Source organism: Pseudomonas sp. RIT357 (genome assembly GCF_000632245.1).
In the GTDB taxonomy this organism is placed as follows: domain Bacteria; phylum Pseudomonadota; class Gammaproteobacteria; order Pseudomonadales; family Pseudomonadaceae; genus Aquipseudomonas; species Aquipseudomonas sivasensis.
Genome location: NZ_JFYX01000001.1, coordinates 75,399 through 88,526 on the forward strand (window position 1 = coordinate 75,399; position 13,128 = coordinate 88,526).

General features: G+C 60.0%; 12 protein-coding genes. 9 read left to right on the forward strand and 3 right to left on the reverse strand.

The features are described from left to right. The first annotated feature begins 67 nt into the window (after positions 1–67). The 8 genes from BW43_RS26835 to pqqE all read left to right on the forward strand — a co-directional run bounded on the left by BW43_RS26835 (position 68) and on the right by pqqE (position 8,359). The gene (locus tag BW43_RS26835; protein WP_032883896.1) at positions 68–1,759 is read left to right on the forward strand and encodes an NAD(P)/FAD-dependent oxidoreductase; all 1,692 of its coding nucleotides are present in this window, start codon (positions 68–70) and stop codon (positions 1,757–1,759) included. 11 nt (positions 1,760–1,770) lie between these two features. Next, positions 1,771–2,565 (forward strand): carbon-nitrogen hydrolase family protein, encoded by a 795-nt coding sequence (locus BW43_RS26830; RefSeq protein WP_032883898.1) that lies wholly within the window; start codon positions 1,771–1,773, stop codon positions 2,563–2,565. 48 nt (positions 2,566–2,613) lie between these two features. Further along, positions 2,614–4,968, forward strand: coding sequence for a pyrroloquinoline quinone biosynthesis protein PqqF (gene pqqF, locus BW43_RS26825; protein WP_032883900.1), 2,355 nt, complete (start codon positions 2,614–2,616; stop codon positions 4,966–4,968). A 174-nt stretch (positions 4,969–5,142) separates the two neighbouring features. Continuing rightward, on the forward strand, positions 5,143–5,217 hold the full coding sequence (pqqA, locus tag BW43_RS28020) for a pyrroloquinoline quinone precursor peptide PqqA (RefSeq protein ID WP_003194766.1): 75 nt from the start codon (positions 5,143–5,145) through the stop codon (positions 5,215–5,217). A 71-nt stretch (positions 5,218–5,288) separates the two neighbouring features. Next, positions 5,289–6,200 (forward strand): pyrroloquinoline quinone biosynthesis protein PqqB, encoded by a 912-nt coding sequence (gene pqqB, locus BW43_RS26820; RefSeq protein ID WP_032883902.1) that lies wholly within the window; start codon positions 5,289–5,291, stop codon positions 6,198–6,200. 11 nt (positions 6,201–6,211) lie between these two features. Next, positions 6,212–6,964, forward strand: coding sequence for a pyrroloquinoline-quinone synthase PqqC (gene pqqC, locus BW43_RS26815; protein ID WP_032883904.1), 753 nt, complete (start codon positions 6,212–6,214; stop codon positions 6,962–6,964). Further along, the gene (gene pqqD / locus BW43_RS26810) at positions 6,961–7,236 is read left to right on the forward strand and encodes a pyrroloquinoline quinone biosynthesis peptide chaperone PqqD (protein ID WP_032883906.1); all 276 of its coding nucleotides are present in this window, start codon (positions 6,961–6,963) and stop codon (positions 7,234–7,236) included. Before pqqC ends, pqqD begins: the two co-directional genes overlap by 4 nt. Then, entirely contained in the window at positions 7,229–8,359 is a 1,131-nt protein-coding gene (pqqE, locus tag BW43_RS26805) for a pyrroloquinoline quinone biosynthesis protein PqqE (protein WP_050442786.1), read from the forward strand. The genes pqqD and pqqE overlap by 8 nt, the downstream gene beginning before the upstream one ends. A 5-nt stretch (positions 8,360–8,364) precedes the next feature. Here the strand turns inward: pqqE and BW43_RS28025 are convergent, their stop codons facing one another. Continuing rightward, the gene (locus BW43_RS28025; protein ID WP_003194776.1) at positions 8,365–8,523 is read right to left on the reverse strand and encodes a YqaE/Pmp3 family membrane protein; all 159 of its coding nucleotides are present in this window, start codon (positions 8,521–8,523) and stop codon (positions 8,365–8,367) included. 182 nt (positions 8,524–8,705) lie between these two features. After that, entirely contained in the window at positions 8,706–9,971 is a 1,266-nt protein-coding gene (locus tag BW43_RS26795; RefSeq protein ID WP_032883908.1) for an aspartate aminotransferase family protein, read from the reverse strand. A gap of 197 nt (positions 9,972–10,168) precedes the next feature. Here BW43_RS26795 and BW43_RS26790 point away from each other — a divergent pair, with 197 nt between their 5' ends. Next, positions 10,169–11,068: a LysR family transcriptional regulator gene (locus BW43_RS26790; protein WP_032883909.1), complete on the forward strand. Its 900-nt coding sequence runs from the start codon at positions 10,169–10,171 to the stop codon at positions 11,066–11,068. Positions 11,069–11,294: 226 nt separating this feature from the next. Here the strand turns inward: BW43_RS26790 and BW43_RS26785 are convergent, their stop codons facing one another. Beyond that, positions 11,295–13,073, reverse strand: coding sequence for an acyl-CoA dehydrogenase C-terminal domain-containing protein (locus BW43_RS26785; RefSeq protein ID WP_032883911.1), 1,779 nt, complete (start codon positions 13,071–13,073; stop codon positions 11,295–11,297). Between the last annotated feature and the right edge of the window lie 55 nt (positions 13,074–13,128).

The following is a 13,128-nucleotide window of genomic DNA, read 5'->3' on the forward strand; positions in this document are numbered from 1 at the left end:
AAACTGGCTGCCATCTTTTCCTATAATCAGCGGGTCGTGCCCCGCCGGGTATCCAGCCAGGTCAGCCATGAATACGTCGAACAAAAACAGTCGCCACCCTGCAGACGGTAAAAAGCCCATCACCATCTTCGGCCCGGATTTTCCGTTTGCCTTTGATGACTGGATCGAGCACCCCGCAGGCTTGGGCAGCATCCCCGCCGCCAACCATGGTGCAGAAGTAGCCATCATCGGCGCAGGTATCGCCGGGCTGGTTGCCGCCTATGAGCTGATGAAGCTGGGCCTCAAACCCGTGGTGTACGAAGCCTCGAAAATGGGTGGCCGTTTGCGCTCCCAGGCTTTCGAAGGTGCCGAAGGCATCATCGCCGAGCTGGGCGGCATGCGCTTCCCGGTGTCGTCCACCGCCTTCTATCACTATGTGGACAAGCTGGGACTGGAAACCAAACCGTTCCCCAACCCACTGACGCCGGCCTCCGGCAGCACCGTGATCGACCTCGAAGGCCAAACCCACTACGCACAAAAGCTGTCCGACTTGCCTGCACTGTTCCAGGAAGTGGCTGACGCTTGGGCCGACGCCCTGGAAGCCGGCTCGCAGTTCGGTGATATCCAGCAAGCCATTCGCGACCGCGACGTACCGCGCCTCAAAGCGCTGTGGAATAAGCTGGTGCCCCTGTGGGACGACCGCACCTTCTACGATTTCGTCGCCACGTCCAAGGCGTTCGCCAAGTTGTCGTTTCATCACCGTGAAGTGTTTGGGCAAGTCGGTTTCGGCACCGGCGGCTGGGACTCGGACTTTCCCAACTCGATGCTGGAAATCTTCCGCGTAGTGATGACCAACTGCGACGACCACCAACACCTGGTGGTCGGTGGCGTGGCCCAAGTGCCAATGGGTATCTGGCGCCATGTACCGGAACGCTGCGCCCACTGGCCGGCCGGCACCAGCCTCAGCTCGTTGCACAGCGGCGCGCCGAGAGCCGGGGTCAAGCGCATTGCACACGCAGCCGATGGCCGTTTCGCGGTGACCGACAACTACGGCGACACCCGCGAATATGCCGCCGTCCTCACCACCTGCCAAAGCTGGCTGCTGACCACCCAAATCGAATGCGATGAAACCCTGTTCTCGCAAAAGATGTGGATGGCCCTGGACCGCACCCGCTACATGCAATCCTCGAAAACCTTCGTGATGGTCGACCGCCCCTTCTGGAAAGACAAAGATCCGGAAACCGGCCGCGACCTCATGAGCATGACCCTCACCGACCGCCTCACCCGCGGCACTTACCTGTTCGACAACGGCGACGACAAACCAGGGGTGATCTGCTTGTCGTACTCGTGGATGAGCGACGCGCTGAAAATGCTTCCGCAGCCTATCGAAAAGCGGGTAAAGCTGGCCCTGGATGCCTTGAACAAGATCTACCCGAAAGTCGATATCAAGGCGCGCATCATTGGTGATCCGATCACCGTGTCCTGGGAGGCCGACCCGCATTTCCTCGGGGCCTTCAAAGGCGCGCTGCCTGGCCACTATCGTTACAACCAGCGTATGTATGCGCACTTTATGCAGAAGGACATGCCGGCCGAACAGCGTGGGATTTTTATCGCCGGCGACGACGTTTCCTGGACACCTGCCTGGGTGGAAGGCGCAGTACAAACCTCGCTGAACGCGGTGTGGGGCATCATGACCCACTTCGGTGGCAGTACTCACGCCGAGAACCCAGGGCCGGGCGACGTGTTCGATGACATCGGACCAATCGCCCTGGCCGAATAAGGAGTTACGCCATGCGTGTCGCCCTGTACCAATGCCCGCCGCTGCCACTGGAAGTGGCGGGCAACCTCAAGCGCCTGCGCCAGCTCGCACACGAAGCGACCGGCGCCGATGTGCTAGTGCTGCCGGAGATGTTCCTGACCGGTTACAACATCGGCGCAGAAGCCGTCGGGGCATTGGCCGAAGCGCGGGATGGCGAGTCTGCCCAGAGCATTGCCGACATCGCGCAAAGCGCCGGACTGGCCATTTTGTATGGTTATCCTGAGCGGGCCGACGATGGGCAGATCTACAACGCCGTGCAGCTGATAGACGCCAACGGCCAGCGCCTCTGCAACTATCGCAAGACCCATCTGTTCGGGGATCTGGACCATTCGATGTTCAGTGCCGGCGACGATGACTTCCCACTGGTGGAGCTCAACGGTTGGAAGCTGGGATTCCTGATTTGCTACGACCTGGAGTTCCCGGAAAACACCCGACGCCTGGCCTTGGCCGGGGCCGAATTAATACTGGTGCCCACCGCCAACATGGTGCCGTTCGATTTCGTTGCCGACGTCACCGTGCGGGCGCGGGCCTTTGAAAACCAGTGCTATGTGGCCTATGCCAACTATTGCGGGCACGAAGGCGAGATTCAGTACTGTGGCCAAAGCAGCATCGCCGCACCGGATGGCCAGCGCATCGCCCAGGCCGGTCTGGATGAAGCCTTGATTGTCGGCACGTTGGATCACCAATCGATCCTCGACGCCCGCGCCGCCAATCACTACCTGCAAGACCGTCGCCCCGAGCTTTACGGCCCGCTGCACAAGCCCTGATCCGATGGGTTTGTTAGCATAGGCACTTGCCCCGTTCTGGAAGTGCCCATGCCTGTCCCGGCCCACCCTTATCCCGTTCATTTGACCCTGGCCAACGGCCTGCGGGTTTGCCTGCGCCATGCGCCACGTTTGAAGCGTTGCGCCGCAGCGTTAAGGGTGGCTGCCGGCAGCCATGACGTACCGTTGGCTTGGCCGGGTCTGGCGCATTTTCTTGAGCATTTGTTGTTTCTCGGCACCGAGCGGTTTCCCAGCGGCGAAGGGTTGATGGCCTACGTACAACGTCACGGTGGCCAAGTGAATGCCAGCACCCGCGAACGCACCACAGACTTCTTCTTTGAACTGCCCGTTCCGACCTTTGCAGAGGGACTTGAACGGCTGGCCGACATGCTGACCCATCCGCGCCTGACGCTGGAGGATCAACTGCGCGAGCGCGAAGTGCTGCACGCAGAGTTTGTCGCCTGGTCTCAAGATGCCAAGGCTCAGCAACAGGTGGCGCTGTTCGAAGGCTTGGCGGCGGATCATCCGTTGCGTGGTTTTCATGCCGGGAACCGCGACAGCCTGCCGGTGGAGCGCGAGGCGTTTCAACAAGCCTTGCGGGAATTCCACACACATTTCTATCAGAGCGGGCAGATGACTTTGAGCCTTGCCGGTCCGCAGTCGCTGCAAGAGCTGGAAGCCCTGGCGCAGCAGTTCAGTGTGCAACTGGTCTCTGGCCCGCAACATCCGCAGGCGTCGCCACCGGCCCTGATGCAAGGCCAGGCTCGGCGGTATCAGCACACCGAAGGCGACCACCTGCACCACGTCATCACCTGTGACGTACCCCGCGAAGCACTGGATTTCCTCTGCACTTGGCTAAACGCCTCTGCACCGGGCGGGCTGCTCGCTGAGTTGAAAGCACGGCAATTGGTCAGCGCACTGCAGGCGTCAGTCCTGTACCACGCCGTCGGACAAGCAGTGCTGGATATCGAATTTACGCTCGGGACCGCAGACAAACCGGCGACACACATTGAGGCACTGTTGCACGACTGGCTGAGCTTTTTCTCACACAGCGACTGGACTCCGCTGCGCGAAGAGTTCGCGCTGCTGAACGTGCGACAACAACAGATCCAAGGCGCCCTGACATTGGCCCGAAACGACAGCGACGATCTGGGTGAACAAGGCATCGCCGCGCTCAAGGCCCTGCTTGAATCACTGCAACTACCGCCCGCTGAACATCGCTGGCAACTCCCATCGAACAATCCGTTCCTGCGCCCACCGGTCAAGCAAGAGCGCGCAGGCCTGATCCGCGGCCAAACCAGCGCCCACCGAGGGCTGCGAACCTTTGCCCAGGATCGCTCGCGGGGTCGCCGGGAGGTAGCGGCGCTAACATTCAGCCAGGCCTTGGCGGATGACAGCGACGAAGGCGCGCTGTACCTGCAATGGCGGTTTGGCTCGCCAGTTGCCGCCGGGGTGGAAAGCAGCTTGCAGCCCTTGCTTGAAAATGCACGTCAGGCGGGTGTTGAAGTGTCCTTTGAAGCCACCGGTAGTGACTGGCTGGTGAAAATGACCGGCCTGCACGAGCCCATGCCGGCCGTGCTGGAGGTCTTGGCGCAAAGCCTGAATCAGCCGCAAGAAGCTGTCATCGCGCCACCGCCCATGATCCCAATCCGAGCGTTGCTCAAGGCGCTGCCCTCGTGCTGCGCCGCTGGTAATGTCGCCCCCCACGAGCAGCCTGCATCCTGGGCCACCGCACGCTGGCATGGCCTGGGCCTGGGTTTACCCATCGCAACTCAAGCGTTGATCAAAGCGGCCGCCGCCCGTCTGCCTGGGCAACCTGCCCACATCGAACAAACACTGCAAAACCTCAGTGGTCAACGCGTGTGGCATGAGATAAAAACCAGCTCCACCGAAGCCGCCTTGCTGCTGTTTTGCCCGACCCCGAGCCAATCCCTGGCCGATGAAGCGTCGTGGCGACTGCTTGGACACCTGCTCCAAGCTCCTTTCTACCAACGCCTGCGGGTTGAACTGCAGTTGGGCTACGCAGTATTCAGCGCAGTCCGACAGATAAACGGGCAAACCGGCCTGTTGTTTGGCGTGCAGTCTCCCAGCGTGTCCCTGGAAGGCATCGTTGAGCACCTGGAAACTTTCCTGGCCCAACTGCCAGCGTTGGTCGGCAGTTTCGAAGATCTGGGCAACCTTGCCCTGGCTCAACAATTTTCACCTCAAGCGTTGCCGGTCGGCCAAGCTGCCGAGCTGCTGTGGCACGCACACTTGGCCGGCCATTCGTCGGGTTATCTCACGCACATTCAGCAACTGATCCACAGCGTTAGCCGTGAAGACCTGCTGCGGGCCGCCCAGCAATTGAATGACGCCCTAGGTGGCTGGCGCTACGTAGCCAACGGCCCGGAGACGTTGAGCGCCTGAACGCCAGCAGGCTGATCATTGCCAACCCTGCAACAGGCTTTTTCCACCAAGACAGCGCTAACCTGACAAGAATTGAGTAACATTCCTACGCACACATCTGAACATCTCCGACTGGAGGTGGACTATATGTATTACTTGGTAGTAAACGTCCCATCACTTCGTAGGAGTAAGAATATGACTTGGTCCAAACCTGCTTACACTGATCTGCGCATCGGTTTCGAAGTCACCATGTACTTCGCCAGCCGTTAATCCGCTGGGTAATACAACGCCTCGGTTCGCCCGGGGCGTTTTTGTTTTGAGCTTTGCGTGATGGAGTAACCATGTTCGTCCAGATTCTAGGTTCCGCCGCCGGCGGTGGTTTCCCGCAGTGGAACTGCAACTGCGTGAACTGCGCAGGTTTTCGTGATGGCAGCCTGCGGGCCCAGGCACGTACCCAGTCGTCCATCGCGATCTCCGACGATGGTGTGAATTGGGTGCTGTGCAATGCCTCCCCGGATATTCGCGCACAGCTGCAAGGCTTTGCGCCGATGCAACCGGGCCGTGCCCTGCGCGACACCGGCATCAGTGCGATCATCCTGATGGACAGCCAAATCGACCACACCACGGGCCTCTTGAGCCTGCGCGAAGGCTGCCCGCACCAGGTGTGGTGCACTGACATGGTCCATGAAGACCTGAGCACCGGCTTCCCGCTGTTCACCATGCTCACCCACTGGAACGGCGGTCTGGCCTGGAACCGCATCGAACTCGACGCCAGCTTCACCATCCCGGCCTGCCCGAATCTGCGCTTCACTCCATTGCCACTGCGCAGCGCTGCGCCGCCTTACTCGCCGCACCGTTTCGACCCGCACCCCGGCGATAACATTGGCCTGATCGTTGAAGACCTGCGCACCGGCGGCAAACTGTTCTACGCCCCGGGCCTGGGCAAAGTCGACGCGCCACTGTTGGAGATCATGGCCGGCAGCGACTGCCTGCTGGTAGACGGCACGATGTGGGACGACGATGAAATGCAGCGCCGTGGCGTCGGTACCCGCACCGGTCGCGAGATGGGCCACCTGGCGCAAAACGGCCCCGGCGGCATGCTGGAAGTGCTGGAGCAACTGCCGGAGCAGCGCAAGGTGCTTATCCACATCAACAACACCAACCCGATCCTCGATGAAGATTCTCCCGAGCGGGCGGAGCTGGTGCGGCGCAATGTCGAAGTGGCTTACGACGGCATGAGCATTGAATTGTAGGAGCAGACGACATGACTGACACACCGTTGACTACCGCCGAATTCGAAGCCGCCTTGCGCGCCAAGGGCGCCTTCTACCATATCCATCACCCTTACCATGTGGCGATGTACGAAGGCCGTGCCAGCCGCGAACAAATCCAGGGCTGGGTCGCCAACCGTTTCTACTATCAAGTGAACATTCCCCTGAAGGACGCCGCGATTCTGGCCAACTGCCCGGAGCGCGAGATCCGTCGCGAGTGGATCCAGCGCTTGCTCGACCACGATGGCGCTCCCGGTGAGGACGGCGGTATCGAAGCCTGGCTTCGCCTGGGCGAGGCTGTCGGCCTCGACCCGGACCAACTGCGCTCCCAGGAATTGGTGCTGCCCGGCGTACGGTTTGCGGTGGACGCCTACGTCAACTTCGCCCGTCGCGCCAGTTGGCAGGAGGCCGCCAGCAGCTCGTTGACCGAACTGTTCGCGCCGCAGATCCACCAGTCGCGCCTCGACAGTTGGCCGCAGCATTACCCGTGGATCGACCCAACCGGCTACGAATATTTCCGCACTCGCTTGGGTCAGGCCCGTCGCGATGTGGAGCACGGCCTGGCGATCACGCTGCAGCACTACACCACCCGCGAAGGCCAGGAGCGCATGCTGGAAATTCTCCAGTTCAAACTGGACATCCTGTGGAGCATGCTGGACGCCATGAGCATGGCCTACGAACTCAAACGCCCGCCCTATCACAGCGTGACCGAGCAGCGGGTCTGGCATAAAGGGATCACCCTATGAGCTTTGATCGCAGCAGAACACCGACCTGGCGCCAGGGTTATCGCTACCAGTACGAGCCTGCGCAAAAGGGCCATGTGCTGCTCTACCCTGAGGGCATGATCAAGCTCAATGACAGCGCCGCGTTGATCGGTGGTTTGATCGACGGCGAGCGCGACGTGGCCACAATCATCGCCGAGTTGGATAAACAATTCCCAGGTGTGCCTGAGCTCGGTGACGACATCGAGCAATTCATGGAGGTCGCCCGTGCTGAGCACTGGATCACCCTTGCCTGAAAAGCCGGCCATTGGCCTGCCGCTATGGCTGCTGGCCGAGCTGACTTACCGCTGCCCGCTGCAGTGCCCGTATTGCTCCAACCCGCTGGACTTTGCCGAGCAGGGCAAGGAGCTGAGCACCGAGCAGTGGATCACGGTATTTCGCGAAGCCCGGGAAATGGGCGCCGCGCAGCTGGGGTTTTCCGGCGGTGAACCGCTGGTGCGTCAGGACTTGGCCGAGTTGATCGCCGAGGCTCGCAAACTGGGGTTCTACACCAACCTGATCACTTCCGGCATCGGCCTCACCGAGCAGAAGATCAGCGACTTCAAGAAGGCCGGCCTGGACCATATCCAAATCAGCTTCCAGGCCAGCGACGAACAGGTCAATAACCTGCTGGCCGGCTCGAAAAAAGCCTTCGCGCAAAAATTGGAAATGGCGCGTGCGGTGAAAGCCCACGGCTATCCGATGGTGCTGAATTTCGTCACCCATCGGCACAATATCGACAAGATCGACCGCATCATCGAGTTGTGCATCGCGCTGGAAGCGGACTTTGTTGAGCTCGCGACGTGCCAGTTCTACGGCTGGGCGCAGCTCAATCGTGTTGGGCTGTTGCCAACCAAGGAGCAGTTGGTGCGCGCCGAGCGCATCACCAACGAATACCGCGCCAAGCTCGAAGCCGAAGGTCATCCGTGCAAGCTGATCTTCGTCACGCCGGATTACTACGAAGAACGCCCGAAAGCCTGCATGAACGGCTGGGGCAGCATCTTTCTGACCGTCACGCCAGACGGCACCGCCCTGCCCTGCCACGGCGCCCGACAAATGCCAGTGCAGTTTCCCAACGTGCGCGACCACAGCATGCAGCACATCTGGTACGACTCGTTCGGCTTCAACCGCTTTCGCGGCTATGACTGGATGCCCGAGCCATGCCGTTCATGCGATGAGAAGGAAAAGGACTTCGGCGGCTGCCGTTGCCAGGCCTTCATGCTCACGGGGGATGCGAGCAATGCCGACCCAGTGTGCAGCAAGTCCGAGCAACACGGCATCATCCTGCAAGCGCGGGAAGAGGCCGAACACGCCACCCAGACCATCGAGCAACTGGCCTTTCGAAATGAGCGCAACTCACGGCTCATCGCAAAAGGCTAACAGCCTCAGCGCTTGGCGATGATGTACACCGCGTGGATGATCCCAGGGAAGTAACCGCACAACGTCAGCAGAATATTCAGCCAGAACGCGCCGCCGAAGCCTACTTGCAGAAACACACCCAGTGGCGGCAGCAGAATGGCGATGATGATACGAATGATGTCCATGGGTCAGCTCCAAAAAATCGGCTCGTGCGAGCCGTGTAGCTAATCGACCTTTGCCATTCGTGAGGGTTCAGTGAATTCTGGCATTGAGCCATCCTGTAACGAGCAGGCAAAAAAACGCCCCCAGCCAAAAGAATCAGGCTGGAGGCGCCGCGTATACCGCGAGACGGTTCAGAAAAATGGGATTAAACAGCGATGCCCTTGCGGCATTGCAGCTGTGCGGTACGCACGCGGGAGAACGCGCGAGCGAGGCGTAGGAGCATTTCGTCAATGTTGCTTTTGCTCACCGTCAGCGCTGGCGTGAAGCGTAGGCAGTCAGGTTGCGGGGCGTTGAGGATCAGGCCTTCTTGCAGTGCGGCGCTTACTACAGCATCGGCAGAATCATCCGACAACGTCAGCCCCCACATCAGGCCCTGGCCGCGCAGTTGGCCGTGGTCGTAGCGATAGGCCAGACGGGTGAGGCCTTCGCCAAGATAAAGGCCGGACTCGCGCACATGCTCAAGAAAGCCATGCTCCAGCACCGTATCGAGCACCGCCGCGCCGGCTGACGCCATCAACGCATTGCCGTGATGAGTGCCTTCCAATTCACCTACTTCGAAACAACACGCCTTACCACGTGCCAGCAGCGCCGCCAGGGGCACGCCGCCGCCCAGACCTTTGCCAAGGGTGATGATGTCGGCGCGTACACCGTACTGTTGTTCGGCCAGCAACGTGCCGTAACGACCGAGGCCTGTCTGCACTTCGTCAAGGATCAGCAGGATCCCCAGTTCACGGCACAAGCGCTCAACGCCCTTGAGGTAGCGCTCCGTCGCAGGGGTTACGCCGGCACCCTGGATCGGTTCGAGCATGATGGCTACGGTTTGAGCATCGACAGCAGCGTGCAGCGCCGGCAGGTCGTTGAAAGGCACATGGCTGAAACCAGGCAATTGCGGTTCGAAACGGTTTTCCAAAGTACCGGCCGATGCAGCCAGCGCCGCGAAACTGCGGCCATGGCAACCGTTGCTGGCACTGATGATGCGGTACGCGCCACCCCGATGCAGCTGACCCCATTTGCGCGCCAGCTTGATCGCCGCTTCACAGGCTTCCGCGCCACTGTTGAGCAGGTAAGCCTGGTCGCTGCCGGTACGGTGACACAAACGGTCGACGAGGTTGAGTTGGGCACGGTTATGCAGACCCACGCCGGGGTTGATCAACGCTTGGGTCTGGTCACTCAGCGCTTTGATCAACACCTGGGGGCTATGGCCGAGGCTATTGGCGCCATTGCCTTGGCTGAAGTCCAGGTAAGCGCGGTCGTCGCTGTCCCACAACCAGGAACCTTGGCCACGCACGAAGACTTGCGGCGGCCTCGCCACCGTGGGCATCAAGGATTCGCTGGACGGATCATCGTGCTGCGTATCCAAGACCAAATCGTCCAGGCTAGGCGCGGGGCGGCGAATAGAGAACAAGTTCACAGATCCCCCCCGATAGCAACCGAGCAAGTCGCGAAGACTGCCTGTGAATTTTTTGAGTTGCCTATGTAAACGCTATCAACACAAACACTGTTCATTGCCTGATCTGGCCCTGTAAGCCCTGCGAATAGGCGCTAGACTAGGCGCCTAAAGGGCTAACAGCCATTTCGATTTTTCAGCTTTTTCGATAAGAAAGACTTATGGATTTCAAGCAACTGCGTTATTTCGTCGCGGTGTATGAAGAGGGCCATGTAGGCCGTGCCGCCGAACGTCTGTCGATTTCCCAACCAGCGTTGTCGCAACAGATTCGCCAACTGGAGCAGAACCTGGATGTGAGCCTGTTCGAGCGCAGCAGCAAACGTCTACTGCCAACCCTGGCCGCTCACACGCTGTACAACCACGCGTTGCCGTTGATAGATGGCATGCAGCAAGCCGTCGAAGCGCTGCGCAACTTCAAGGGCCAGGCCCTGCGCACCTTGGCTATCGGCGTGCTGCAAACCGTGCACACCAGCCTGGTGCCGCAGATGCTTGAGCGCGTACGCAAGGCCCAGCCGCATCTGGTGGTGCAGATTTACGAATTGACCGGGCTTGAGATTGAACGGCGGCTGCTCAATGGTTCGCTGGACATCGGCATCAGTTACCTGCCACCCCGTCAGCCGGGATTACATGGCGTGCTGCTGTATGAAGATGAGTTGAAAGTGGTCATTCCGGACGATCATCCCCTGCGCGAATTCAAGAAAGTCTCGCTGAAACAGGCGGCCGAGTTGCCGATGTTGTTGCTGGGGGAAGAGTTTCAAATCAGGCAGATCTGGCAGGGCCAACTCGCCAACCTTGGGCGACGGCCACAAGTCCAGGCTGAGCTCAACACCATGGTGGGGATTCTCGACAGCCTGCCCCATACCAAACTGGCAACGGTGCTGCCGGGGCGCTCCCAGGACGAACACAACAGCCAGATGCTGCTGTGGAAACCCTTGAGTGAACCGAGGGTGCCGCTGAAAGTAGGCTTGGTGTGCCGTGACGTGCAGCGCCAGCAAGCAACAGTGGCACTGCTGCGCACCTTGCTTGAAGACGTGATGAATGCCCCGCAGGCGCCGGCCTGACTTTTTCGCGGGCAAAAGAAAACCCCGCCGAAGCGGGGCTTTGCAGACTGTTTCCCTGACATCCATTTCACTCCGCCGTCCTGGCAGAATCCTACGTGTCCGTGTTGTTTCTTTGCGCTTCCTGCGCGACGTCCATGTGAAGTAGATTATCCGTGGATCCAATTTGGCGATAGAGGACGAATAGCAGCACGTCATGTAAGAGAATGCTTACACGCCCTCGCCCCCCTTAAAACAGTGCCTCATCCATCAAAAACAGTGATTCGCTACCGGCCTTTACCGATGCACTCAGCGAGTGAATACGCGGCAGCAGGCGCGCAAAGTAGAAGCGCGCGGTCCCCAGCTTGCTGGCGTAGAAGTCTTCTTCAGCCTCTTTGCCCAACGCGGCCTTGGCCATACGCGCCCACATGTAGGCGTAGGCCATGTATCCAAACGCATGCAAATACTCCACTGAGGCCGCACCGATTTCGTTCGGGTTGGTCTTGGCGCGATCCAGCACCCAGGCCGTCAACTCATCGAGGTTGTCCACCGCCGCACTCAGCGGTTTGGTGAACTCAGCCAGGTCGGCGTTCGAGTGAGCAATGAACTGGCGGATCTCGTCGGCAAACAAGGTGTAGAACGCCCCGCCGCTGCCCACGATCTTGCGCCCCATCAAGTCCAGGGCCTGAATGCCGTTGGTGCCTTCGTAGATCTGGGTGATGCGCACATCACGCACTAGTTGCTCTTGGCCCCACTCGCGGATGTAGCCGTGGCCACCAAACACCTGCTGGCCGAGCACCGTGGTTTCCAGGCCCAGGTCGCTGAGGAACGCTTTGGCCACCGGCGTCAGCAATGCCACCAGGTTATCCGCACGCTCACGGGCTGCGGCGTCTTCGCTGAACTTTGCGATATCCAGCTGCGTTGCCACGTAGGTGGAGAACGCGCGGCCGCCTTCGTTCGCAGCTTTCATGGTCAGCAGCATGCGGCGCACGTCCGGATGGACGATGATCGGGTCAGCGGCTTTGTCTTTCGCCTGAGCGCCTGTCGGTGAGCGGCTTTGCAGACGATCACGCGCATATTCAATTGCGTTTTGATAGGAACGCTCGCCGGATGCGAGACCCTGGATACCCACACCCAGACGCTCGTAGTTCATCATGGTGAACATCGCCGCCAGCCCACGGTTAGGCTCGCCCACCAGGTAACCCACGGCTTCGTCGAAGTTCATCACGCAAGTAGCGGACGCCTGGATACCCATCTTGTGTTCAATGGAACCACAGCTCACCAGGTTGCGCGCGCCGAGGCTGCCGTCGGCATTGACCATGAACTTTGGCACCAGGAACAGCGAGATCCCCTTAGGCCCGGCCGGCGCATCCGGTAGCTTGGCCAAGACCAGATGGATAATGTTTTCGGTGAGGTCGTGCTCGCCACCGGTGATAAAGATCTTGGTCCCGCTGATTTTGTAGGAGCCGTCCGTCTGAGGCTCGGCCTTGGTCCGGATAATCCCCAAGTCTGTGCCGGCATGGGCCTCTGTCAGGCACATGGAACCGGCCCATTCACCGGAATACATCTTCGGCAGGTAGGCAGCCTTGAGCTCTTCGCTGGCATGGGTGTTGATCGATACGCACGCGCCAGACGTCAACATCGGATACAGGCCAAACGCCAGGCTCGACGAGTTGATCATCTCTTCAACCTGGGCCGACACCGCCTTGGGCATGCCCATACCGCCAAACACCGGATCGCCGCCGACGCCGACCCAGCCGCCTTCAGCGTAGGTTTTGTAGGCCTGTGGATAACCGTCCGGGGTAAACACCGCGGTGTTATCCCAGCGGCAGCCTTGCTCATCGCCACCGCGACTCAGCGGGGCGATGGATTTGGCGGTGACTTTGCCGGCTTCCTCGAGGATCGCCTCGACAGTTTCGGCGTCAACGCTGTCTGCCAATGCCGGCAATTGGGCCCATGTATTGGCGACCTCAAAAACTTCGTTGAGGACGAAGCGCATATCACGCAGCGGCGCTTTGTAATCAGCCATGGCAAACCTCGTGAGAACGGGAAAAGTGATTCGATAGGATCGGTTTTACAGGCTC